Genomic DNA, 23,780 nt, shown 5'->3' with positions numbered 1-23,780 from the left:
TGCTTGGAAAGAAAATATACCTTTAAGTAAACACAAGTCAATACCCAGGAGTCATTTACCTCAAAGTAAATTTAAGTAAGATGAAATCATGAAAACTGAAACGCCTGACATCTTCGAGTTACGACGCCTCAAACTTCAGGAGTTGGTAACTCGCTTTAAGACCCAAAGAGAGTTTGCTGAAAAGGCAGGACTTGATCCGACTGTTGTTTCTCGGATGCTTTACCCTGTAGGTAAACCTAATAAGCGGAATATTGGGGAGCAGGCTGCTCGGCAGATTGAGGATGCTTTGAAAATCAGCCGGGGATGGATGGATGGTCTTGGTCCAACTTCAAAAATGGATGTTGATGTACCCCCTCACAAAGTCGACAATTATCGTGTAGAAGTTCTCGACCTTACTGTGAGTGCTGGTCCTGGATGTTTTATGCTCTCTGAATTTGTTGAGGTTCTACACGCCATTGAATTCACCACCGAGCACGCTCGTTCACTTTTCGGAAATCGTTCTCAGGAAGATGTAAAAGTGATGACTGTCGATGGCGACAGCATGTGCCCAACTATACAGTCTGGAGACAGGTTGTTTTTTGATGTTTCGGTAAGAAACTTCAAGGTAGATGGTGTTTATGCGTTCGTATTCGGACAGCACTTCCATGTGAAGCGCTTACAGATGCAGGGTTTGCAGCTTGCAGTTTTATCAGATAACCCGGTGTACAAAGACTGGTACGTAACTGAAGAAAACCAAGATCAATTGTACATAATGGGGAAAGCATTGCTACATGAATCAATAGCTTACAATAAACTGTAATTTTAGATGTCGGAAGTTGAAACAGACTGAGCAATTTCTAGAAAACAACATTTAACCCGGCCCCTTCGCCGGGTTTTTATTGTCCTTTTCTCACCATAGCAGCGGCATCCCGTAAAACACCTTTGTGGATCACATTACCCACCGCGCGACGCTTAGCCTCTAGGCTATCTACAATCGCATCTCGACTTATCACCACACCGTTGATTATCAACTCGACAACTGCACCGCCAATTTCGCCAGCGATGAATGCCGCACGGTCTTCTTCCAGCTCATCACGTTCCATATCAGGCCCTCTCTGTTGCTTTTCTGAGCATATCACGCATATCCGAAATTAATAAATTCCAATTAAAAGCAATCAATTGCCATACAAGTAAATAAAAATATACCTTTAGGTATTTACACAAAAATTACTCACGGGTATATTAAAATCATCATCAGCGAACAAACCGAAACCAATCACCATTGCAAACGGAGTTAGCTGAAGTAATACCGCTCTTTAACAATATGAACACTTACAGCGTCAATGACCTGTTTAGACCCCTACACGTAAACGTGGCGTAGCACCAGGCGCGATCCGGTTGGTGTGAGGTTATCCCCGCGCGAGAGCGAGAACGGCGTGAGAACGGGCAACACTGATGGGTAGTTGGCGCTGATTTCAACTGAGAGGAGTAATGATTATGAAGCAGTAAAGCGGATAGACCGCATCTTGATGCCTTATCAGGCGGCGTGACGACGGCGTTAATACGGTCGGGTTCCCATGGCGACGTAGTGAGGGAAAGGAAGCGTGAAGCATCACTAAGTAACCGGTTAGCGCCCGGTTAACGCATAAGTAGCTCAAAAGAAGATATGTGATTTATTCCAGCCCCTTCCGTATGAGGGGGTTGGGCTGAATCCACGAGCAACAAATAACGATTATTGGGATGAAAAATGAATGTGACCACAGAAGCTCAACAATTGTATGAAGAATTAACAAATCAGCTAGCGGATGTAGAAGTGATAAACCGGAATATTTCCGATGTCAGTTGGGGAGTGCGCACTCTCTTAGAGAAGTTAGAGAGTGCGCATACAAATATTATTCATCTTTTAAATACTGATCACCTGTACCTATCTGCCAGCCTGCGTAGCTCATTAGGTCAGTTTTTAAAAGACGCTGATTCTTTGAGATCACTTGTAAATAACTCTGCGCTGTTTCGCTCAGTTTGTCAGGAACCAGATCGTCAAGAAGAACCCAAAGAAGGTCAAAATATCCCATGCTTCGAATCGTCTCAGGTGTCCAGTTTGTCTTCTGAAAAACAAGATGATGTAAAGCAGCACCACCATCAAGATTAAGAACGGAATTCTTAAATTTGATGCGATGTTCGTGCAAGTAAAGCTCGATAAGCATCAGTTTATGTAGATGGCTTCGGCACAAAGCCGCGCTGGTAACATGCGGATTGTTTCGGTAATCGTAGTCGGAAATTCCATAGTGCTCAGCGAGGCCAGGAATAATGGCCATATAAAGATTTTCGTATCCGTTCATTGCGTTAACCTTCTTGGCTGTGTGAGAGCAACCAAGATACCACCGAGCCTGAAGTGGTGAAAAGACAGGCGTCTCATTAGCTAAACATAGTTCCCTTTGGGGTGTGGTGAATTGCAGTCCACCGAGACAAGCCGAAGATAAGCACCGGCCACCACACCACCAAAGTGAGCTAATCACTAATTTCTAATAGTTGCTGTGCCTTGGCGGTTATCTGGTCTTCAACCAACTCACAGGAGGATGAAGATAATGTTCTGACAGATAGCCGCCCTTTTTATTCAATGTGTCCGCTTCCGGTGTTGGCTGGGACTCCCTACCCAGCGCAGGTTCAACTCCTGCCGGATACCTAATCAAATGGTGACTTATATGACCTTCCGTAACGTTAATTTTTACTACGGCGACCTGATGCGCGTCACTCGTGGTGTGCAGGCTGTTCGTAATCCAAAAACAATCGCTAATTTCTGGCGGCGTAGCTGGTTATGCAGGTTACTCACTCAGAAAGGCGATCCTCGTTTATAACTGGAGATAACTATGTCAGAAACAAAGAACACCACACCATTCAGCCAGCAACTGGCTTATATCAATAAAGGCACTCTGGATGCAGAGCTAACCGAAGCGCTGGCCGAAGTGATTAAAGCAGTCCGTGAGACTGGCAAGAAAGGTGCGGTTACGCTGACGCTCAATTGCGCCATGCTGAATACCCGTGACGAAAACACCATGAAGGTAACGCCAAAGGTCTCCCGGACAATTCCTGAACTTGACCGCGCCGATACCATCATGTTCGCAACCGCCGATGGCGATCTGCTGCGTGACGATCCTGCGCAGACACAGCTTGATTTAAAGGTTATCGAACCTGCACCACAAACAGCACCAATCAAGCTGGCCCAGTAATACCCACCAAACAAACCATTCCAATCTGATAAGGAAATATTCAATGTCTCAAATTGAAGGCTCTGCCGTGCTCGACATCCGTGATCTGGTCTCTGCAACTCTGAAGACCGAGACGGACATTCCGTCAGTTGTTGTACCCGATGGCTTTGAAGTCAAATCTCTGGAGTCTCTGCAACTGGCTCCGTCGCGTATTCGTCAGAGCGCTAACCTGATTTCTCCGGGTTCACTGATCGCTTACATCCAGCGATTCCGTGATGAACGTACTGTAGTTTTCGCGGATAAAACCAAAACGCGCATTGTCGCCGTGCTGGATTTCCACCAGAACGCAGACAATCCGAGCTGGGCTGCTCATAAAGCTGTTTATGACTGCCCGTTCTCCGACGAATGGAAATCATGGACTGCCAACGATGGCAGCAAAATGGACCAGATCAACTTCGCTGAATTCCTGGAAAACAATATTCAGAATGTTGCGCCGGTTAGTGATTCATACCAGGGCCCGTCCGGTACTGAACTACTCGAAATGGTTCTGGCATTCCAGGAGACTCGCAAATCTGAGTTTAAGTCTGTTAAACGCCTTTCTGATGGTACCTGCCAGTTCCAGTTCAGCGATGAAAAATCAGGTTCTGGTAATACCAAAATGCCGGAAAAAATCAGCCTGGCAATTTCGCCATTCCACAACGGCTCTCCTTACCAGGTCGATGCACGTATCCGCTACCGCCTGCGTGATGGTCAGTTAGTCCTCTGGTATGAGCTGATCGAACCGAAGAAAGTTGTTGAGCACGCATTCCAGGAGATCGTCACCGATATGGAAAGCCAGCTTGGCGAAGACCTGCCTATCTACGAAGGCTCTGTTTAATCCCACCGTGTGTTGTTTTATGCGCCTGCCCTGCGGGCGCATAGCAAAGCACTCTCCCACTACATGAAGGAGTAACCATGCCCAGTTTAGGCCAGCTCTATAATGATAAAGAAGCCGGGTTAACTACCCGCAAAACCTACAATGTTCCGCTGGATAAAATTTACGCCGAAGAAGGCTACAACGTTCGTGAACTTAATCGGGCGCATGTTGAAGAATTCCGCGATGCGTTTATTGCCGGTGAATATATCCCGCCGCTGGCCGTGGAAGTTACCGAGCGGGGCGTGAAGGTTATCGACGGCCATCACCGCTATCACGGTGCGCTGGCTGCTATCGAAATGGGCCACGACATTGTGCGCCTGGAATGCAAAGATTTCGTCGGTAGTGAAGCCGACAAGATCGCCTTCATGGTAACCAGCTCGCAAGGATTGGCGCTTACTCCTCTTGAACGTGGCGCTGCATATCATCGCCTTCAGAATCAGGGCTGGAGTCCTTCAGAAATAGCGGCAAAAGTTAAACGTTCTGAGTCCGATATTCTGCAACACCTTCAACTTCACGAATGTACTCCATATATCAAAAAACTCGTTCGTGATGGTTCCATGAATTATGCCATCGCCATCGGTATCTCCCGCGAGCATGGTGTGTATGCCGATCGCGAAGCTTCACGTCTGATGAAGAAAGCAGAAGCGGCAGGAAAGAAAAAAATAACCAAGAGCATCGCCAATCCCCAATTTAATGCCGGAAAAGCAAGAAAGTTTCTTGAGCTTATTTCTTCATGTGCTGAGGACTCTGGCGAAACGTTGACCATTGAAGTGCCACCAGCAATGCAGGCTGAAATAATCTCAATTCTTCGCGAATTTCGTCACGAGGCTGATGGGGTGACCTCATGAAAAAAGTTTCTGAACTGGTGATGTGGACACTGCTCTTTTCTTCTCTTACCGGAATTGGTTTAACCGCGGGGTTCTATTGTTTCATCGCCACGGCACGACTTATAGCGAGGGTTATTTCATGAATATCGAATACCAGGATAAGGGTGCTGCGGCAAACATCATCATCACCAGTACCGTTTTTGAGTTTCGTCGTCATGTTCGCGTCGTTGATATGGTTCTGATGTGTACGCCGGGGGTTATTGCCGAGCGTTGCGGCTTCTTCCTGATGAAGACTGTGATCTCAGGTCGCTCTAAAGAAATGCTTCGAGCCAATAAGACGGCGAGGCGGGAGGCGGCGCGATGACGGTTTTTGAATACATCCAGGCTCATCCAAACACCACCAGCGGTGACATCGCCAGAGGGCTGAACAAGAAGACACCCGCTGTATCAGGCGCAATATCCCAGCTTTATACCACTGGTCGCGTTGTGAAATCAGGGATGTGCAACGGTGTCCCTACTTACCGCGTTAACGATCTCCCTTATGGGTGTGGTAACGCAATGCTAATTCAATTCAATCAACTACTGATGGAGTGTCGCCGTGAAGCAGTCTGATTTACCAAGATGCCCTACGTGCGGAAATATGCCCGAGTACTCGCTGAAACCCAATCATCTTGGCTGGGTTTGGGGTGGTATCAGATGCCCGTATGACCATTACAGCGTGAAGCTCAACGGACCTGCCAGTAGCCGCGAAAAAGCAGAAAATACACTGGCACCGAAGTGGATTGAGTTAGTCGAAAAAGTTACCCAGGAGGCAGCCCAATGACGGCACTCAACAAACAGGCGCTGCGGAGTAAGGCGCGGTCAGCAAGCGCAGGCGAATGGATTAAAGAGTCTGGTGATGGTTGGGAGGCTATTTGCAGTTCTGACGACCAGGCCAACGGCAACTTCATCATCGCGCATTTTGAAGGCCCAGATGCGAAAGCTAACCGTGAGTTTTCGCAGGCCGCCAACCCCGATACCGTGCTGGCGCTGCTGGATGAGCTGGAAGCCGCAAATGAGTTGGTAGAGCTTCAACGCTTCAAGCTTGAGCGACAAGCAGAGGATTTACACCAAGCTAAATCACTGGAAAGCATCCACCGGGATAAGCGATTAGAAGTAGAACGAGAGTTCCGTGGCTACAAGGACCGCGCTGAAAGCAACTCAATGAGGCTGGCTAAAGAGGTGTGTCGTCTCGAAGATGAACTACAGGCCGCTGGCATTGGCGTGAAGGGGGAGTGAGATGGCATTAACTCATAACGAACTTTGCCAAATAGCGTACTTATTCCTTAAGCGCAATGGGTTCAAGGTTTGCTTTCATGATCGATTTATTGCGGTAACAAGCACAGGTGAGCAGCCTGATGCTATGGGTTTCAGAAATTTTGCATCTTGCCTAATCGAAGCTAAGTGCTCGCGTGCAGACCTTCTTGCTGACAGGAAAAAGAGATTTCGTCAGCAACCGGAATTGGGGATGGGTGACTGGCGATTCTTTATCAGTGAACCAGGAATTGTCGAAGTTAGTGATTTGCCTGACGGATGGGGTTTATTGCATGTGGTTAACGGAAGGGTCCGTAAAGTGCATGGGTGGCCGCAGGGTAATTGTTGTTGGGGGAACCCTGAAGATAAGCCATTTACAGGAAATAAGCAGGTCGAATGCGATTACATGCTATCTGCTCTGCGGCGCATGGAGCTGCGTGGACATCTCAATGAAATCTATGACGGTGTGATAGTTAACAAATCAGAAGGAACCGAAGCATGACAACTAACCACCCGGCGCACGGTCCTGTATCACTCGATCGCCTGCACCAGATACGTGAACACCTGCTGCATGATACCCAGTACTCAAACGGGGGGAACAGAGCTTACATTCTCGCTGATGTATTGAAGGTGATTGATGTGGCAATAACATCGTTTAGCGCTGAGCCTGTGACGTGGACAGACGAGGAGGAGTTGCGCGACGCGAAAGTTGCTGGAATCGGTTATTTGTTTGGCATTGACAAAGATGCCAATAAATTTGCTGACCCACGCCGCCAGATAATGCTCTATCGCCACGCACAGCCAGTTCCGGTAGTGCCAGATGGTTACGTTATTGTGCCGATTGTTCCTACCGAGGACATGATTATTAACGGCTTCGAATCGGTTCCAGACCCGCACTTCAGCGATGAAAAAAAGTGGGAGGAATACGAAGCATTGAGTGGATGCCGACAGGCGGCGCGCCGGGCTGAGTTGTGCTGGGCAGCAATGATTAAAGCAGCACCGAAACAGGAGAATATTTAACGTGAACAATTTAATGATCGACCTTGAAACTATGGGGAATAAACCAAATGCCCCCATCGTCTCTATCGGTGCTGTGTTTTTTGATCCTTCAACTGGTGAACTGGGCCCTGAATTTTACCGGGTTGTTAGCCTGAAAAGCGCGATTGCTGGAGGTGCCGTTCCTGACCCTGAAACAATAATTTGGTGGATGCGGCAAAGCGAAGGAGCTCGAATGGCTATTTGCGATGAGGATGCGACAACGATTTCAGCCGCCCTGATAAAGCTGAATACCTTTATTCTTGATAACTCTGACATTGATAAAGTTCAGGTCTGGGGTAATGGCGCTACCTTTGATAATGTAATCCTCCGCTCCAGCTATGACCGTGAATTAATCCCCTGCATGTGGAAATTCTGGAATGATCGTGATGTCCGAACTATCGTCGAATTAGGAAGGAAAATAGGAATCAACCCACGCCGGGACATACCGTTTGAAGGTGACATGCATAATGCCCTAGCCGATGCAAAACATCAGGCTAAGTATGTCTCAGCTATCTGGAAGCGGCTCATCATCACCATCGATAACAGTGAGGAATAACATGACTGAACAACCTGATGATCTCCTCACTCCGGACGAGGTATGCCAGAAATTAGGGATTACGCAAAAAACATTATGTAAATGGAATACAGAACACCGGCACCGTTCTACATTAGCCCCTGTAAAATTCAGCGCTAAAGTCGTTCGCTATGAGCGCCGTAATGTAGAGGCTTTTATCCAGAAATGCCGGAGCCAGTATTAACCCCGTCGTCTTAGTAGTGCAACCTGCGCGAGTATGCTCCGCTCGTGAGCCTCAAATGCCTCGCGCTTTAACGCAATCTCTTCCTGCAAAATCTCATCTGAAAAGTCGTAGTGTTCTGCCATCGGGTCATCTGACTTGCTGGAATGGTGAAGACACAGGAGGCTTACTTCCCTTCTATCTGATCGGGAGTAGCCTCTTTCCTTCATCAGGGCAATAACATTGCTCTTAAGGAATTTACGGCACATCGTATTAAATGCCCCTTCTTTCCCTTTTATTGTCCCGTCATGCTTCATACCCTTTACCGCCCCTTCCGGGCTGTATGTTTTCACCAGTTTATCCAGTGATCGTTTTGAAAATGCTTGCATAGGGTCGCGCGGCTGCAAGAACACATAATTTTTATTGCACTCAGGAACTGAATCGCGCCAGGTTTTCTGCTCGTCGATAATCCTCCTGATCTCTGGCGTTATCGGCAGGCGGAAAGCCTTTTGTGTTTTCATCGCCCCGCGCATACCGATCACGCCTTCTGGATAAACGATTTCATCTGCATCTTCGTTGACGTAATCCCAGCGCAAGTTATTAATGTTTATCGGGCGAACGCCAGTAATAATCATGAATCTAACGGCATTTTTCTGGTGTATAGAAGTGCAGGCAGCCACATTGAGCCAAAGACGGGCGATTGATTCAATATCCGTAAATAGTCGCGTTGGAGTTGGTTTCTGCACACGAGAAGAAACATAATCATCTGGCAAACTGGCGGCAATGTTACGCCCATTGCAAAGTGTAGGAGCACAAAATTTCCAGAACCGACGAAGCTCACCAAATAACTCTAGCGCGTTATTATTGGAACGTGTTGCGATCCACTCATCCAGAACATCCACCAGCCGACTGTATGTCACATCACTGAACACTTCACGCTCTCCGAACGTCGCTTTGATTCTGTCTATACGTACCCCGTAGGTCGTGAAGCTATCAGGACTTAACTTCTGCCGGTCAACTTTTGCTTTAAGGTCGTCACGGTACATTTCCAAAGCGACGTGAACAGATTCAGCACGCAACCCACCCTCTGCCATTTCTGATGCTTTCTCTCTGGCTATTTGAATTGCGAGTTCGGGCCATTCACCAAGTTTTTTACCTTTCAGTCCCATCTTTTTAGGGAACTCGGCGTAAAATGTCACCTTACCTGCTTTACTAAAATCAATACGGAGATAATTTTCTTTTTCGTATTTGGAGCGACGGGCGACGCCAGAAGCGGAGAGGATAGTTTTGGCGGCAGCAACACAGATTTTCATGTGTGAGCTGGTATAGGGGGGTTTACAGGCATCCCACTTTTCAGACGAGGCTAAAACATCGTCATTATTGGGGCTATCCGGTTTATGTGTTACAGTGCGCGGCATTCTCAATCCTTATCTGTGAAGGCACAGAAAACAAGCTCACACATGCAGGTCTTTTCAGCGTGACAAAATGCAATGTGTTGCGGCTTTGTGTTACTGGACTGAGTTTATCAGGGTTAAATACACTGTATCAACATACAGTAAGTAAATAATAGAGAGCGATAGAGAAACTCTTTAACTTGCTGATTTTAAAATGATTTGACGGTAATTCATTGAAATGTCTTTACTAATTACTAAACGCTGTATCAATTGCGATATGTGCGAGCCCGAATGCCCGAATGAGGCGATTTCGATGGGTGACAGCATTTACGAGATTAACAGCGACAAGTGTACTGAATGCGTAGGCCATTACGACACGCCAACCTGCCAGAAGGTGTGCCCGATCCCTAATACTATTTTGAAAGATCCGGCACATGTCGAAACGGAAGAGCAGCTGTGGGATAAGTTTGTACTGATGCACCACGCCGATAAGCTGTAACGTTGCCTGATGACGCTATGCTTATCAGGCCGATGAAACGTTAGCTCTCGATAATCACCGTGGCGCAGGCGTAGTGACGCTCATCGGCCAGCGTCACATGCATATGTGCGACACCGAGTTTTTCCGCCAGTTTTAACGCCTCCCCCCATAACCGCAGACGCGGCTTACCGAGTTCGTCGTTAAAGACCTCAAACTGATTAAACGCCAGACCGTTGCGAATACCGGTACCAAAGGCTTTTGCTGCCGCCTCTTTGACCGCAAAACGTTTCGCCAGAAAGCGCACCGGTTGCTGATGCGTCTCCCAGATTGCCCATTCGTTGTCGCTGAGCACGCGTCTTGCCAGACGGTCGCCGGAACGGGAGATCACCGCTTCGATGCGGGCAATCTCCACGATATCCGTACCTAATCCCAGAATCGCCATTAGCCACGCGCTTCCAGCATCAGGCGCTTCATTTCGACTACTGCATCTTTCAGACCGCTCATCACCGCGCGGCCGATAATGGCATGGCCAATGTTCAACTCGTGCATTTCCGGGATCCGCGCGATGGCTTTAACGTTATGGTACGTCAGGCCGTGCCCCGCATTCACCTTCAGACCAAGGCTGGCGGCAAAGGTCGCCGCTTTGGCGATACGCGCCAGTTCGCTGGCCTGTTCAGCGTCGGTTTTCGCATCGGCGTAACAGCCGGTGTGAATTTCGATGTACGGCGCGCCGACTTCAGCAGCGGCCTTAATCTGTTCGTCATCAGCATCGATAAACAGCGAAACCAGAATGCCTGCGTCCGCCAGGCGTTTGCAGGCATCACGCATCTTGTCACGCTGACCGGCGACGTCCAGGCCACCTTCAGTCGTCACTTCCTGACGTTTTTCCGGCACCAGGCAGCAAAAATGCGGCTTAGTCTCAACGGCAATCGCCAGCATCTCTTCGGTTACCGCCATTTCCAGATTCATACGCGTATCCAGCGTCTGGCGCAAAATGCGCACGTCGCGATCGGTAATATGGCGACGATCTTCACGCAGGTGCACGGTAATGCCGTCTGCGCCCGCCTGCTCAACGATAAACGCCGCCTGAACCGGGTCAGGGTATGCGGTGCCGCGTGCATTACGTAAAGTGGCAATGTGGTCAATGTTGACGCCTAACAGTAATTCGGCCATGGCAATCCATCCTCGTTAATCATTTTTTGTTTTTACTGCGCGTTTTGGCATAAATTGCCGGAACAGTTCCCGGCTTTTTAACGGCTTACCACCAAGATACGGCTTTAACGCCATGCGGGTAAAGCGTTTCGCGGCGCGAAGCGTATCAGCATCCGGAAATTCCCGCGATTCGAGTGCTTTCAGATGGCGTCCGGTAAAGGTGGCGTTATCAATCACTACGCTTGCGATAAACCCTTTTTCTTCCCGGTAACGATAGGTCATGGTGTCGTCCACCGGCTCGCCACTACCCGCACAGTGGGTAAAATCGACGCCGTACCCCAGATGTCCAAGTAAGGCCAGCTCAAAGCGACGCAGCGCAGGCTCTGGCGAACCCGTCGCGCCAGCCAGCGCCTGAATACAGTTCAGGTAGTCGAAAAAGAGTTCAGAAAAGCGGGTCTCATACTCAAGCACACGAGAGATAAGCTCGTTGATATACAAGCCGCTGTACAGTGTGATACCGCTAAGGGGGAGAGCCAGAGAAACGGCTTCGGCACTGCGTAAGGTTTTGACCTCACCACGTCCACCAAAGCGAAGCAACAACGGAGTAAAAGGCTGGAGCGCGCCTTTGAGATTAGAACGTTTGGAGCGCGCGCCTTTAGCCACCAGGCGCACACGACCCGATTCTTCCGTAAAGACGTCCAGCACGAGACTGGTTTCGCTCCACGGGCGGCTATGCAGGACAAAAGCGCGTTGCCATCCTTCCATCATACCCGCCGTCTTTCAAGCTGCAGGTGTGTTGGCTGCGCCCACTCACCCCAGTCACTCACTTGAGTAAGCTCCCGAGGATCTGCGGTCTTGCCGCCTTCCTGCACCTCGAAAGCCATAACCTATGAAAAATTAGACGTCGTCGCCGTAACCGAGGCTACGCAGCGCGCGCTCGTCATCGGCCCAGCCGGATTTCACTTTCACCCACAGCTCGAGGTGAACGGGCGCTTCGAACATCTCCTGCATGTCTTTACGCGCTTCGATGCCGATGGTTTTAATTTTGGCCCCTTTGTTGCCAATAACCATCTTCTTCTGCCCTTCACGTTCAACGAGGATCAGCCCGTTAATATCGTAACCACCGCGTTCGTTAGAGATAAAACGTTCAATCTCCACGGTAACGGAGTACGGCAGTTCAGCCCCCAGAAAACGCATCAGCTTTTCACGGATGATTTCAGACGCCATAAAGCGCTGAGAACGGTCGGTGATGTAATCTTCCGGGAAGTGATGAATGGCTTCCGGCAGGTGCTTACGCACGATGCCCGCAACGGTATCAACATTCAGGCCGGTTTCGGCAGAAATCGGGACAATATCAAGGAAGTTCATCTGGCTTGCCAGGAACTGCAGGTGCGGCAGTAAATCGGCTTTTTCCTGAACGTTGTCAACTTTGTTCACAGCCAGAATAACCGGGGCTTTACCGTCGCGCAGCTTGTTGAGCACCATTTCGTCGTCCGGCGTCCAGCGGGTGCCTTCCACAACGAAAATAACCAGTTCAACATCACCAATCGAGCTGCTTGCCGCTTTGTTCATCAGGCGGTTGATCGCCCGTTTTTCTTCCATATGCAGGCCCGGGGTATCAACATAAATCGCCTGATACGTACCTTCGGTATGGATGCCAACAATACGGTGACGTGTTGTCTGAGCCTTACGTGAGGTAATGGAAATCTTCTGCCCAAGCAGATTATTCAACAGGGTGGATTTGCCGACGTTCGGGCGACCGACGATGGCAATAAATCCGCAGTAAGTTTTCTCTTCGCTCATTCCAGCTCCAGTTTTTTCAACGCCTGTTCGGCGGCAGCCTGCTCAGCCTTACGACGGCTCGAACCTGTGCCAACCACCGGTTCACTCAGGCCGCTGACCTGGCAGTGGATAGTAAATTCTTGATCGTGTGCTTCACCACGAACCTGCACCACCAGATAGGACGGTAGCGGCAGGTGGCGACCCTGCAAATATTCCTGCAGGCGCGTTTTCGGATCTTTTTGTTTATCGCCTGGGCTAATTTCATCCAGACGAGTCTGATACCAGTTCAGGATCAGTTGTTCAACGGTTTGAATATCGCTGTCGAGGAAGACGCCGCCGATCAAGGCTTCAACGGTATCTGCCAGGATCGATTCACGACGGAAACCGCCGCTTTTCAGCTCGCCTGGCCCCAAACGTAAACATTCACCGAGGTCAAACTCACGGGCTAATTCAGCCAGCGTATTGCCGCGAACCAGCGTCGCGCGCATGCGACTCATATCACCTTCATCCACACGCGGAAAACGGTGATACAGCGCATTAGCGATAACAAAGCTCAGAATAGAGTCGCCTAAAAATTCTAAACGCTCGTTATGTTTGCTGCTGGCGCTACGGTGAGTTAATGCCTGCTGCAACAGCTCCTGATGATTAAAAGTGTAGCCCAGCTTCCGTTGAAGCCGATTAATTACGATGGGGTTCATGCGATACCAATAAATGAATGCGTCAACAATTCAGCACACGAAACAGACCTGATATACGCATTTCGCTTAGCCATCCCGCTTCGGCTGAATGCATTTATACACAAACCAACGCTGTTTCGTGTGCCGTGGCAACCTGTCGGTGCCAACCTCAAACTTCGGGGGAATATTCTATACACAACGACAAGGGATGTCGTTAGTCTGCGGGAATTTATCCGAGAAATAATTCACGCTGTCGCCATAATGACGACAACGTGAACGATTATCAGCGATTAGTGAATGCCACCAATACGGCTTAAACGCACACCGGTCGGCCATTCGCCTTCTTGCTTATCGAAACTCATCCAGATAGCGGTCGCTTTACCAACCAGATTCGCTTCCGGCACAAATCCCCAGTAACGGCTGTCCGCGCTATTGTCACGGTTATCACCCATCATGAAGTAGTGTCCCGGCGGGACGATCCAGGTTGCCAACTGCTGGCCAGGCTGGCGGTAATACATCCCCACCTGATCCTGCGCGATTGGCACGGTCAGAATGCGGTGCGTTACCTCACCCAGCGTTTCTTTACGCTCGGAGAGGCGAATACCGTTATCTTTCGTTTCATTCAGCGGAACCTCAAAGAAGCCGCTGGTCGCTTCACCGCCGTTACGACGCGCAAATGTCTGCACAAAATCACTTGGCTGAACATCAGAGTACGTTACCGGCAGCGCGTTTTCACACGCCTGACCGGAACTGCATCCTGGCTGAATAGTTACCTCTTTCGCCACCGGATCGTACGTCACTTTGTCTCCCGGTAAACCGACAGCACGTTTGATGTAGTCCAGACGCGGATCTTCCGGGTATTTAAACACCACGATATCACCGCGTTTCGGATGGCCGGTTTCGATCAGCGTTTTCTGGTAAATCGGATCTTTAATCCCGTAGGCGAATTTCTCCACCAGGATAAAGTCACCGATAAGCAGTGTCGGCATCATCGAACCAGACGGGATCTGGAACGGCTCATAAATAAATGAACGCACCACCAGCACAATAGCTAAAACCGGGAAAACGGATGCCCCGGTTTCCAGCCAGCCCGGCTTAGGGGCCACTTTTTTCAGCGTTGCTTTATCCAGTGAATCACCTGCAGCAGCTTGCGCTGCTGCCTGACGCTCCCGGCGTTTTGGCGCGAAGATGAATTTATCTACGCACCATAAAATGCCCGTCACCAGTGTGGCAATCACCAGAATCAGGGCAAACATGTTCGCCATGCCAACTCCTTAAGATTATTTGCTGTCTTTACCGACATGCAGAATGGCGAGGAAGGCTTCCTGTGGCAGTTCGACGTTACCGATCTGCTTCATGCGCTTTTTACCCTCTTTCTGTTTTTGCAGCAGCTTTTTCTTACGGCTGATATCGCCACCGTAGCATTTCGCCAGAACGTTTTTACGCAACTGCTTAACCGTTGAACGCGCGATGATGTGCGTACCAATGGCCGCCTGGATCGCGATATCAAACTGCTGGCGAGGGATCAGATCTTTCATCTTCTCGACCAGTTCACGACCACGGCTCTGGGAGTTGTCGCGGTGGGTAATCAGCGCCAACGCATCGACACGTTCGTTGTTGATGAGAACATCAACGCGCACCATGTCAGACGCCTGGAAACGTTTGAAGTTATAGTCCAGCGACGCATAGCCGCGAGAAGTTGACTTCAGACGGTCGAAGAAGTCGAGTACCACTTCCGCCATCGGAATTTCATAGGTCAGCGCCACCTGGTTACCGTGGTAAACCATGTTGGTCTGTACGCCGCGCTTCTCGATACACAGCGTGATGACGTTACCGAGGTAAGCCTGCGGCAGCAGCATATGACACTCAGCAATCGGCTCACGCAGTTCGTATATGTTGTTCAACGGCGGCAGCTTGGACGGGCTATCGACGTAGATCGTCTCTTTCGCCGTGGTTTCGACTTCGTAGACTACGGTCGGCGCGGTAGTGATCAGATCCAGATCGTATTCACGTTCCAGACGTTCCTGAATGATCTCCATGTGCAGCAGACCGAGGAAGCCACAGCGGAAGCCGAAGCCCAGCGCGGTTGAGCTTTCCGGTTCATAGAACAGGGAGGCGTCGTTGAGGCTCAGCTTGCCGAGCGCGTCACGAAAGTTTTCGTAGTCGTCAGAGCTCACCGGGAACAGACCGGCGTAAACCTGCGGCTTCACTTTTTTAAAGCCTGGCAACGGCTTGTCCGCCGGGTTACGCGCCTGCGTCAGGGTATCGCCAACCGGTGCGCCCAGGATGTCTTTAATCGCACAAACCAACCAACCCACCTCGCCGCATTTCAGCTCGGTACGGTCAACCTGTTTTGGCGTGAAGATACCCAGACGGTCAGCGTTATAGACCTGACCGGTGCTCATCACTTTAATTTTGTCGCCTTTACGCATGGTGCCGTTTTTAATACGCACCAGTGATACGACGCCAAGGTAGTTATCGAACCAGGAGTCGATGATCAGCGCCTGTAACGGACCTTCCGGGTCGCCTTCCGGCGGCGGGATGTCGCGCACCAGACGTTCAAGAACGTCAGTGACGCCAACGCCGGTTTTCGCCGAGCAGCGAACGGCATCCGTCGCATCGATACCGACGATATCTTCGATCTCTTCCGCCACACGCTCAGGATCGGCGGCTGGCAGGTCAATTTTGTTCAGTACCGGCACTACTTCCAGATCCATTTCCATGGCGGTATAGCAGTTAGCCAGGGTCTGTGCTTCGACGCCCTGTCCGGCATCAACCACCAGCAGTGCGCCTTCACAGGCGGCAAGCGAGCGGGAAACTTCATACGAGAAGTCAACGTGGCCCGGGGTGTCGATAAAGTTAAGCTGATAGGTTTCACCATCAGATGCTTTGAAATCGAGCGTCACGCTCTGCGCTTTGATAGTAATACCGCGCTCACGCTCAAGATCCATCGAGTCGAGAACCTGCGCTTCCATTTCACGGTCAGACAGGCCACCGCAGATCTGGATAATACGGTCAGACAGCGTCGATTTACCGTGGTCGATGTGAGCTATGATTGAAAAGTTACGTATGTTCTTCATATAGTGTAATTATTGTGCCTTACGCCCGCCTGAGCAGGCTCTGAGAAGTCGCTGATCTGAGCTTAACGTCTGTTTAAGTGAAACGCCGCATTCTACACTACAACGCTGAGGCGAGGAAATGTTCATAGAGCAAGGATAGCGGGAACTGGAAACAACTTTGCAAAGTCGGTGAAACTTTTGCCGGATGGCGACACAAGCGCCATCCGGCAAAGCTATCACTGTTGGGTTTCGACGCGAATGAGATCGGGTGGGAGAGCAACGTTCAGAATGACCGGCTGCCAGGCTTCGCGCTCAGCAAGCTTACGAGAGTATCCACGGGCAATCAGGAATCCGCCCACGCCCCCCAGCACGGCTCCGCTTAATGCCGCAAGGTCGGAACCAAACAGCACCTGGAATAGCGCCGCGAAGAGAAAGAGCCCCGCCAACGGAGACATGTAGACCAACATCGCTGAACCCAGCAGGCTACCCTCGGCAATACCCAGTTCAACTTTTTGACCGGGCGCTAAGGGTTCGTCGCTGGGCACCACGATGGTATGCGTGTTCTGCGGCCCAAGTTTGTTCAGCACGCGGCTCCCGCATCCGGCCCGCGAAGCACAGCTGCTACATGATGCTTTAACATCACAGCTGACCGTCGCCAGACCATTTTGCCAGGAGACGACTGTCGCCCACTCTTTAATCATTGTGCAGCCCTGAACTTAATATTGTCCGCGATACGCTTCGCCGTTTGCGGTGGAAGCTCGCCCACAATCGTAATTTCCGCGTTATCACGCACGCTGGTACTAACCGTTCTACGCCCGGTTCGCAACAGCTGATCGGCGCTGTTTTGCATCGCACGGTTTACGTTCACGGAGAAACTGAACAGGCCATCAGAATATAGGCGCGATTCGATCGGCATGTTATCCATCGTCGGCAGCGGACGTCGACTGCTGGAAACTTCGCTGAAGCCTTGCGGCAACCACGACGGACTCCAATTGAAGTTGGTTTTCTCGCCCGCAGGAACTGACAGCAACGGCGGTAGATTGGCTTTCGCCAGCGCCTGCATGCTATCGCTAACGCCGTTGTTTACGGTAAACGCGATAACACGGAACTGTTCCAGCGTCTCACCATCACGGTCGAGAAGATCGACGCGCATCGGCAGCTTAGTCTCCGTGTCCATCCAGACGATATAGCTGTAACGCGTACCGTCACGGGCGACTACGCGGATCACTTCACAGAGCCGATCGGCAATGCGGGTGCGACCTACTGAGATAAAGTCATAGTAGGGAGCAAGACGTTTGAAGTCGGTGTAAATCAGAGAGGGCAGAGAGTCAACGATATAGTCGCCGTTCAGCGTGAACGGTTCGAGACCAGGCTCAAAATAGCTGATTTCATTGCCACGCTGCACCACTTCCCGGCGCGGTCCATCCATTTGCAACAGTTGCGCTAGCGGACGGTTATCCAGGCGGGCATGGCGATAACGTAGGGATTCAACACCCTGCTTATTGATGCTGACAAATGACAGCTCATAGGTTAGCGACTGGCTGGCCAGATTCATCTGCTGCAATAACGCCCCGGACGCAGGATTGGCCGAGGCGTTTACAGAGAAAAACAGGCTACCAGCCACAAGTGACATGGCAAACCAAAGTTGCTTCATTACTGCGATTGCGTTCCTAAAGTTTGAATTCCTGGCACCTGCACAGCGGCTTGCTGTGTTTGGGCCTGCTCAAACTGAAGCTGTTCAGAGTGCAGTCGACGTTGCAGTTCGTAGTCCTGCAACATGGCATTAATACGACGACGCTGCTCCTGTACCTGCTGTTGCTGACCGCCGCTGGCCGTCGCGTCAGAGGGTACACCCAAGCTTACCGGACTGGCTTTACCCATCATCGGTAATGTATTAAATACCGGCGTTTCGGGCTGCTGGGACGTTTCAGATTGCCCATTATAGTGCTGGACGCCAACAATAACTGCAAGTGATACACACGCGGCCACACCCATTTGGGTAAGCTGCGCAGCCCATGGACGCATTTTCTTCCAGAATGGCATTTTCTGCCACTGGTGCGGTGCTGGCTGGGCCTCAGGAATCAATGGCACCGTCTGACGTACTGGCTCATCCTGGATGGCAGCCATTACGCGGGCGGAAATATCGAAATGGAGAACGTCGGCGGTATCACCTCGCATAGAATCGCGAATCAGGTGATAACTCTCCCAGGTTTTTTGCATTTCCGGGTCCTGAGTCAGCTCTTTGAGTAACTCAGTATCCAGCGTTTCGCCATCCATTAAAGCGGAAAGTTTTTCTTTCTGCATGCCTAATACCTTTTCCAGTATCCCGCTATCGTCAACGCCTGATAAGCGGTTGAACTTTATTATCAATAGCTTCCCTCGCTCGGAAGATACGTGAACGCACCGTACCTACCGGACAATCCATGATAGCGGCTATCTCTTCATAGCTCAGGCCATCCAGCTCCCGCAAGGTTATTGCCATGCGTAAATCTTCCGGGAGGGACTCAATAGTCCGGAAAACTATCTGTCTCAGTTCTTCTGACAACATTAAGTTCTCAGGGTTCGAAATTTCTTTCAGCGCACCGCCACTTTCGTAATTTTCTGCTTCAATCGCATCAATATCACTGGAAGGTGGACGACGCCCCTGAGCGACCAGGTAATTCTTCGCTGTATTGACTGCAATACGATACAGCCAGGTATAAAAAGCACTATCTCCCCGGAACGAGTCCAGCGCACGATAGGCCTTGATAAATGCTTCTTGTACTACATCGGGTACATCGCCCGACGGTACATAGCGAGAAACCAGACTCGCCACCTTATGCTGATAGCGCACTACCAGTAGGTTAAAGGCTTTCTGATCTCCCTTCTGGACCCGTTCTACCAGGACCTGGTCCGTTAACTGCTCGCTCATCCGAGGTAAAGTCTCCCCAAACCAAATTTCCACGCGCCTTCGAAACGCCACTCCATCAGCTTCACTATGAGCAAGCAAATGCTTAGAGTGCTCAAGTTTCGTAAAGTTCCGTTACGCATTGTTTTTTGTTTGTCATGTTGTAGACAGGTCTTATCTCTCATTATAAGTCTACATAATCCGATCGACGCACTATCTGTTTAGAAATGCCCATTTCACCGCTTGCAGAGTAACCCAACGGCCACTTTATTTCATCACATAATCTGGTGCTAACGGCCTGCTTCACAAAATATTTTTGCTCATTTCGTCCTCGTCATGCTTTTTTTTCATGTTTAGTCACTGCAACACATTTAAAAATAAAACGTGCAGTATCGCGCAATGTGGTGCTATGGTGACCAAACAGTGTTTAGTAAATTAAACAAAAATCATGAATACGACTCCTGAATTATCCTGTGACGTGCTGATCATTGGCAGCGGGGCTGCCGGACTCTCACTGGCGCTGCGCCTGGCCGAAAAACATCAGGTTATTGTCCTGAGCAAAGGTCCGGTCAGCGAAGGCTCGACATTTTATGCCCAGGGCGGTATTGCCGCGGTGTTTGATGAAACCGACAGCATCGATTCCCACGTTGAAGATACTCTGATTGCCGGGGCCGGCCTGTGCGATCGCCATGCGGTTGAATTTGTCGCCAGCAATGCCCGCACCTGCGTTCAGTGGCTTATCGATCAGGGCGTCTTATTTGATACGCAGGTTCAGCCCAACGGTGAGGAGAGTTATCACCTGACCCGTGAAGGCGGTCATAGCCATCGACGCATTCTGCACTCTGCGGATGCCACCGGTAAAGAAGTCGAAACCACCCTCGTCAGCCAGGCACAAAATCACCCCAACATACGGGTTCTTGAGCGCAGTAATGCCGTCGATCTGATTGTCTCCGATAAAATCGGTCTACCGGGAACGCGTCGGGTTGTCGGAGCCTGGATCTGGAACCGTAATAAAGAAGCCGTAGAAACCTGCCATGCCAAGTCAGTAGTGTTGGCCACCGGCGGCGCGTCAAAGGTGTACCAATACACCACCAATCCAGATATTTCCTCGGGTGACGGGATTGCGATGGCCTGGCGCGCGGGATGCCGTGTCGCCAACCTGGAATTTAACCAGTTTCACCCGACGGCGCTGTATCACCCGCAGGCGCGCAACTTTCTGCTAACCGAGGCGCTGCGTGGCGAAGGTGCACATCTGAAGCGCCCGGACGGTTCGCGCTTTATGCCCGATTTTGACGAGCGTGGCGAACTAGCTCCCCGCGATATTGTTGCCCGCGCCATTGACCACGAAATGAAGCGCCTGGGCGCTGACTGCATGTTTCTCGACATCAGCCATAAACCGGAAGAATTTGTTCGTCAGCATTTCCCGATGATTTATGAAAAATTGCTGGGACTGGGCATCGATTTGACCAAAGAACCGGTTCCCATCGTTCCTGCCGCGCACTATACCTGCGGCGGCGTGATGGTGGATGACTTTGGCCGTACGGATGTCGACGGGCTGTATGCGATCGGCGAAGTGAGTTACACCGGCCTGCATGGAGCCAACCGGATGGCGTCAAACTCATTACTGGAGTGCGTGGTTTACGGCTGGTCCGCGGCTGAAGATATCGACAGGCGAATGCCTTATGCTCGCAGCGTCAGCACCCTCCCGGATTGGGATGAAAGCCGGGTAGAAAACCCGGATGAACTGGTTGTGATTCAGCATAACTGGCATGAGCTGCGGCTATTTATGTGGGATTACGTCGGTATCGTGCGCACAACTAAACGTCTGGAGCGCGCCCTACGCCGTATCACCATGTTGCAACAGGAAATCGACGAGTATTACGCTCATTTCCGCGTGTCGAACAACTTGCTGGAACTGCGCAATCTGGTGCAGGTTGCTGAGCTGATTGTCCGCTGCGCGATGATGCGTAAAGAGAGTCGGGGCCTGCACTATACGCTGGATTATCCAGAACAGCTTCCAGAGGCGGGCCCGTCCATTCTCTCACCGCTAAGTCATCACATGAACAGATAAAACGCCTGGGTCAGCGCTGTGTAACCTTCAGAGTAACGTTGGTCTGGCCCACGGATCACCAGCCTGTCACTAAAGCACTCCCCGGCCTGCGGGGAGAATGCCAGCAGTACCCGATTCGGTAGTCGGGCCTCGGTTTCTGCTACATCCGTGCGCAATCGCAGATGCCAGCCCATGCCCAGTGCCTGCTGGGAAAATGCGTTACCAATCTGTTCGGGCAGCACCACACAGAAAAAACCTTCTTCCGTAATGCTGTCTGCCGCCAGCGTCAGCAATACTTGATGATCGAGCGTGGTGGTGTAGCGAGCCTGCTCGCGCTGCGGCGTGGCACATTCCACTCCCTGTTCATAATAGGGAGGGTTGCTGATGATCAAATCAAAGCGCACGGTCTGGCGCGGTACCCACTGCTGCACATCTTCCGTATGAACGTTCACGCGATGCATCCACGGGGATTGCGCGATGTTCTCCTGCGCCTGCTGCGCGGCATCAACATCAAGCTCCACAGCGTCAATGATGACGTTTTCATCTGTGCGCTGGGCCAGCATCAGCGCCAACAGGCCGCTCCCGGTACCAATATCCAGGATCCGCTTTACGCCAGCAACAGGGGCCCAGGCCCCCAATAAAATGCCGTCCGTTCCGACTTTCATTGCACAACGATCGTGTGCCACAAAAAACTGCTTAAAAGTAAATCCATTACGTCTAAGTACGGATGTAGACTGGGGCATGAAGAACAACCTTCCTGGAAAAAAAACGATAACATAGGATAAAAACAATACCTGAGAAGGTATATCCATACAAACAGATGAAGATTGCAGCCGTAACGTCTATAATCAGCGCCCCACTCAGAGGTAGAACATGACTGTAACGACTTTTTCCGAACTTGAACTCGATGAAAGCCTTCTGGATGCCCTCCAGGAAAAAGGTTTCACTCGCCCGACCGCCATTCAGGCTGCCGCCATTCCGCCTGCGCTCGATGGCCGTGATGTACTCGGTTCTGCGCCGACAGGCACCGGTAAAACGGCGGCATATTTGCTGCCAGCGTTGCAGCACCTGCTCGACTTCCCGCGCAAGAAATCTGGCCCGCCGCGCATTTTGATTTTGACACCGACGCGCGAACTGGCGATGCAGGTTGCCGAACACGCCCGTGAACTGGCGAAGAATACGCATCTGGATATCGCCACGATTACCGGCGGCGTGGCTTACATGAACCACATGGAAGTCTTTAGCGAAAACCAGGACATCGTGGTCGCCACTACCGGTCGTCTGCTGCAGTACATTAAAGAAGAAAACTTCGACTGCCATGCGGTTGAGACACTAATCCTCGATGAAGCAGACCGCATGTTGGACATGGGCTTTGCCCAGGACATCGAGCATATCGCTGGAGAAACCCGCTGGCGTAAGCAAACTATGCTGTTCTCCGCCACGCTGGAAGGCGATGCGATCAAAGATTTTGCTGAGCGTCTGCTGGAGGATCCGGTCGAAGTTTCGGCGGATCCGTCTACCCGCGAACGCAAGAAGATTCATCAGTTTTACTACCGTGCCGATGACATCGAGCACAAAACGGCCCTGCTGATCCATTTGTTAAAACAGCCGGAAGCGACTCGCTCGATTGTCTTCGTACGTAAACGCGAGCGTGTGCACGAGCTGGCAGGCTGGCTGCGCCAGGCGGGCATTAATAACTGCTATCTCGAAGGCGAGATGGTGCAGAACAAACGTAATGAAGCGATCAAACGCCTGACCGATGGTCGTGTGAACGTGCTGGTAGCAACCGACGTTGCCGCTCGTGGGATCGATATTCCTGACGTCAGCCACGTGTTTAACTTCGACATGCCGCGCAGTGGCGATGCCTATCTGCACCGCATTGGCCGTACCGGTCGTGCAGGCCGTAAAGGTACTGCGATCTCTTTGGTTGAAGCCCACGACCATCTGCTGCTCGGCAAAGCGAGCCGCTATATTGACGAGCCACTGAAAGCACGCGTCATCGACGAACTGCGTCCAACCACGCGCGCGCCAAGTGAGAAATCTAACGGTAAGCCATCCAAGAAAGTGCTGGCGAAGCGCGCCGAGCAAAAAGCAAAAGAGAAAGAGAAACCGCGGGTGAAAAAACGTCACCGCGACGCCAAAAATATCGGCAAACGCCGTAAGCCGAGCGGAGCTGCTACCCAGCAGTCCGACAAAGAGTAAACCGAATGCCGGGCCGTTTAGCCCGGCATTTTATGTGCACAAAAAAGCGGAAGATACGTTGGCATCTTCCGCTTTCAGATTCTCTGCCAGACGGGGTTATTCCCCG

31 protein-coding genes are annotated in these 23,780 nt (G+C 50.9%); 15 read left to right on the top strand and 16 right to left on the bottom strand.

The window, feature by feature from the left end:
- Positions 1-88: 88 nt before the first annotated feature.
- Entirely contained in the window at positions 89-799 is a 711-nt protein-coding gene (locus HVZ39_RS06690; RefSeq protein WP_086550261.1) for a S24 family peptidase, read from the top strand.
- A 76-nt stretch (positions 800-875) separates the two neighbouring features.
- Here the strand turns inward: HVZ39_RS06690 and HVZ39_RS06685 are convergent, their stop codons facing one another.
- A complete protein-coding gene (locus tag HVZ39_RS06685) occupies positions 876-1,082 on the bottom strand; it encodes a hypothetical protein (RefSeq protein ID WP_086529503.1) in 207 nt (68 codons plus the stop codon).
- A gap of 789 nt (positions 1,083-1,871) precedes the next feature.
- Positions 1,872-2,318 (bottom strand): hypothetical protein, encoded by a 447-nt coding sequence (locus HVZ39_RS06680; protein WP_085048964.1) that lies wholly within the window; start codon positions 2,316-2,318, stop codon positions 1,872-1,874.
- 363 nt (positions 2,319-2,681) lie between these two features.
- On the opposite strand from HVZ39_RS06680, the gene HVZ39_RS06675 reads away from it, so the two are divergent.
- The 11 genes from HVZ39_RS06675 to HVZ39_RS06620 all read left to right on the top strand — a co-directional run bounded on the left by HVZ39_RS06675 (position 2,682) and on the right by HVZ39_RS06620 (position 7,815).
- A complete protein-coding gene (locus HVZ39_RS06675; RefSeq protein ID WP_162875782.1) occupies positions 2,682-2,834 on the top strand; it encodes a hypothetical protein in 153 nt (50 codons plus the stop codon).
- 12 nt (positions 2,835-2,846) lie between these two features.
- Positions 2,847-3,206 carry a hypothetical protein gene (locus tag HVZ39_RS06670; protein ID WP_096846331.1) on the top strand — a complete coding sequence of 120 codons (360 nt, stop codon included), beginning with the start codon at positions 2,847-2,849 and terminating at the stop codon, positions 3,204-3,206.
- 43 nt (positions 3,207-3,249) lie between these two features.
- Positions 3,250-4,062 carry a DUF2303 family protein gene (locus HVZ39_RS06665; protein WP_088731866.1) on the top strand — a complete coding sequence of 271 codons (813 nt, stop codon included), beginning with the start codon at positions 3,250-3,252 and terminating at the stop codon, positions 4,060-4,062.
- 77 nt (positions 4,063-4,139) lie between these two features.
- Positions 4,140-4,949, top strand: a complete 810-nt coding sequence (locus HVZ39_RS06660; protein ID WP_181633368.1) for a DNA-binding protein — start codon at positions 4,140-4,142, stop codon at positions 4,947-4,949.
- A gap of 118 nt (positions 4,950-5,067) precedes the next feature.
- On the top strand, positions 5,068-5,292 hold the full coding sequence (locus HVZ39_RS06655) for a hypothetical protein (protein WP_181633367.1): 225 nt from the start codon (positions 5,068-5,070) through the stop codon (positions 5,290-5,292).
- Positions 5,289-5,540, top strand: a complete 252-nt coding sequence (locus HVZ39_RS06650) for a hypothetical protein (protein ID WP_116328953.1) — start codon at positions 5,289-5,291, stop codon at positions 5,538-5,540. Before HVZ39_RS06655 ends, HVZ39_RS06650 begins: the two co-directional genes overlap by 4 nt.
- 28 nt (positions 5,541-5,568) lie before the next feature.
- Positions 5,569-5,751, top strand: coding sequence for a hypothetical protein (locus tag HVZ39_RS06645; protein ID WP_224776353.1), 183 nt, complete (start codon positions 5,569-5,571; stop codon positions 5,749-5,751).
- A complete protein-coding gene (locus tag HVZ39_RS06640) occupies positions 5,748-6,206 on the top strand; it encodes an ead/Ea22-like family protein (RefSeq protein ID WP_181633366.1) in 459 nt (152 codons plus the stop codon). Before HVZ39_RS06645 ends, HVZ39_RS06640 begins: the two co-directional genes overlap by 4 nt.
- Before the next feature lies 1 nt (position 6,207).
- Positions 6,208-6,723: a hypothetical protein gene (locus HVZ39_RS06635; protein WP_181633365.1), complete on the top strand. Its 516-nt coding sequence runs from the start codon at positions 6,208-6,210 to the stop codon at positions 6,721-6,723.
- On the top strand, positions 6,720-7,241 hold the full coding sequence (locus HVZ39_RS26565; RefSeq protein ID WP_249419316.1) for a hypothetical protein: 522 nt from the start codon (positions 6,720-6,722) through the stop codon (positions 7,239-7,241). Before HVZ39_RS06635 ends, HVZ39_RS26565 begins: the two co-directional genes overlap by 4 nt.
- Before the next feature lies 1 nt (position 7,242).
- Complete coding sequence (locus HVZ39_RS06620) at positions 7,243-7,815, top strand: 3'-5' exonuclease (protein ID WP_116328933.1); 573 nt, start codon at positions 7,243-7,245, stop codon at positions 7,813-7,815.
- A gap of 198 nt (positions 7,816-8,013) precedes the next feature.
- On the opposite strand, the gene HVZ39_RS06615 is transcribed toward HVZ39_RS06620, so the two are convergent.
- Positions 8,014-9,411, bottom strand: a complete 1,398-nt coding sequence (locus HVZ39_RS06615; RefSeq protein ID WP_181633364.1) for a recombinase — start codon at positions 9,409-9,411, stop codon at positions 8,014-8,016.
- Between the two features lie 214 nt (positions 9,412-9,625).
- Between HVZ39_RS06615 and HVZ39_RS06610 the strand changes: the two genes are divergently transcribed.
- Positions 9,626-9,886: a YfhL family 4Fe-4S dicluster ferredoxin gene (locus HVZ39_RS06610; RefSeq protein WP_086529513.1), complete on the top strand. Its 261-nt coding sequence runs from the start codon at positions 9,626-9,628 to the stop codon at positions 9,884-9,886.
- A 40-nt stretch (positions 9,887-9,926) separates the two neighbouring features.
- On the opposite strand, the gene acpS is transcribed toward HVZ39_RS06610, so the two are convergent.
- From acpS to rseD, 12 genes are all read right to left on the bottom strand, one after another.
- A complete protein-coding gene (gene acpS, locus HVZ39_RS06605; RefSeq protein ID WP_003037588.1) occupies positions 9,927-10,307 on the bottom strand; it encodes a holo-ACP synthase in 381 nt (126 codons plus the stop codon).
- The gene (gene pdxJ, locus HVZ39_RS06600; RefSeq protein ID WP_016157172.1) at positions 10,307-11,038 is read right to left on the bottom strand and encodes a pyridoxine 5'-phosphate synthase; all 732 of its coding nucleotides are present in this window, start codon (positions 11,036-11,038) and stop codon (positions 10,307-10,309) included. Before pdxJ ends, acpS begins: the two co-directional genes overlap by 1 nt.
- 15 nt (positions 11,039-11,053) lie before the next feature.
- Entirely contained in the window at positions 11,054-11,782 is a 729-nt protein-coding gene (recO, locus tag HVZ39_RS06595; protein ID WP_016154047.1) for a DNA repair protein RecO, read from the bottom strand.
- A gap of 132 nt (positions 11,783-11,914) precedes the next feature.
- Positions 11,915-12,820 (bottom strand): GTPase Era, encoded by a 906-nt coding sequence (gene era, locus HVZ39_RS06590; protein ID WP_181633363.1) that lies wholly within the window; start codon positions 12,818-12,820, stop codon positions 11,915-11,917.
- Positions 12,817-13,497: a ribonuclease III gene (gene rnc, locus HVZ39_RS06585; protein WP_003037579.1), complete on the bottom strand. Its 681-nt coding sequence runs from the start codon at positions 13,495-13,497 to the stop codon at positions 12,817-12,819. Before rnc ends, era begins: the two co-directional genes overlap by 4 nt.
- A gap of 269 nt (positions 13,498-13,766) precedes the next feature.
- A complete protein-coding gene (gene lepB, locus HVZ39_RS06580) occupies positions 13,767-14,741 on the bottom strand; it encodes a signal peptidase I (protein WP_016154048.1) in 975 nt (324 codons plus the stop codon).
- Between the two features lie 15 nt (positions 14,742-14,756).
- The gene (lepA, locus tag HVZ39_RS06575; protein ID WP_003037577.1) at positions 14,757-16,556 is read right to left on the bottom strand and encodes a translation elongation factor 4; all 1,800 of its coding nucleotides are present in this window, start codon (positions 16,554-16,556) and stop codon (positions 14,757-14,759) included.
- A 215-nt stretch (positions 16,557-16,771) separates the two neighbouring features.
- On the bottom strand, positions 16,772-17,236 hold the full coding sequence (rseC, locus tag HVZ39_RS06570) for a SoxR-reducing system protein RseC (protein ID WP_181633362.1): 465 nt from the start codon (positions 17,234-17,236) through the stop codon (positions 16,772-16,774).
- Complete coding sequence (gene rseB, locus HVZ39_RS06565) at positions 17,233-18,189, bottom strand: sigma-E factor regulatory protein RseB (protein WP_016154050.1); 957 nt, start codon at positions 18,187-18,189, stop codon at positions 17,233-17,235. Before rseB ends, rseC begins: the two co-directional genes overlap by 4 nt.
- Entirely contained in the window at positions 18,189-18,839 is a 651-nt protein-coding gene (gene rseA / locus HVZ39_RS06560) for an anti-sigma-E factor RseA (RefSeq protein WP_019077408.1), read from the bottom strand. Before rseA ends, rseB begins: the two co-directional genes overlap by 1 nt.
- A gap of 31 nt (positions 18,840-18,870) precedes the next feature.
- Positions 18,871-19,446, bottom strand: a complete 576-nt coding sequence (gene rpoE / locus HVZ39_RS06555; RefSeq protein WP_003037573.1) for an RNA polymerase sigma factor RpoE — start codon at positions 19,444-19,446, stop codon at positions 18,871-18,873.
- Positions 19,443-19,565: a rpoE leader peptide RseD gene (gene rseD / locus HVZ39_RS06550; protein ID WP_223306697.1), complete on the bottom strand. Its 123-nt coding sequence runs from the start codon at positions 19,563-19,565 to the stop codon at positions 19,443-19,445. The genes rpoE and rseD overlap by 4 nt, the downstream gene beginning before the upstream one ends.
- Positions 19,566-19,870: 305 nt before the next feature.
- Here rseD and nadB point away from each other — a divergent pair, with 305 nt between their 5' ends.
- Positions 19,871-21,493, top strand: coding sequence for an L-aspartate oxidase (gene nadB, locus HVZ39_RS06545; protein ID WP_181633361.1), 1,623 nt, complete (start codon positions 19,871-19,873; stop codon positions 21,491-21,493).
- On the opposite strand, the gene trmN is transcribed toward nadB, so the two are convergent.
- Positions 21,478-22,215 carry a tRNA(1)(Val) (adenine(37)-N(6))-methyltransferase TrmN gene (trmN, locus tag HVZ39_RS06540; protein ID WP_016154053.1) on the bottom strand — a complete coding sequence of 246 codons (738 nt, stop codon included), beginning with the start codon at positions 22,213-22,215 and terminating at the stop codon, positions 21,478-21,480. The two genes, nadB and trmN, sit on opposite strands and share 16 nt — an antisense overlap.
- A gap of 130 nt (positions 22,216-22,345) precedes the next feature.
- Between trmN and srmB the strand changes: the two genes are divergently transcribed.
- Positions 22,346-23,674 (top strand): ATP-dependent RNA helicase SrmB, encoded by a 1,329-nt coding sequence (gene srmB, locus HVZ39_RS06535; protein WP_016154054.1) that lies wholly within the window; start codon positions 22,346-22,348, stop codon positions 23,672-23,674.
- Positions 23,675-23,780: the final 106 nt, after the last annotated feature.

It is taken from the genome of Citrobacter sp. RHB35-C21 (assembly GCF_013816515.1).
Lineage (GTDB): Bacteria > Pseudomonadota > Gammaproteobacteria > Enterobacterales > Enterobacteriaceae > Citrobacter > Citrobacter braakii.
This window is presented reverse-complemented; position numbering and strand designations above follow the sequence as displayed.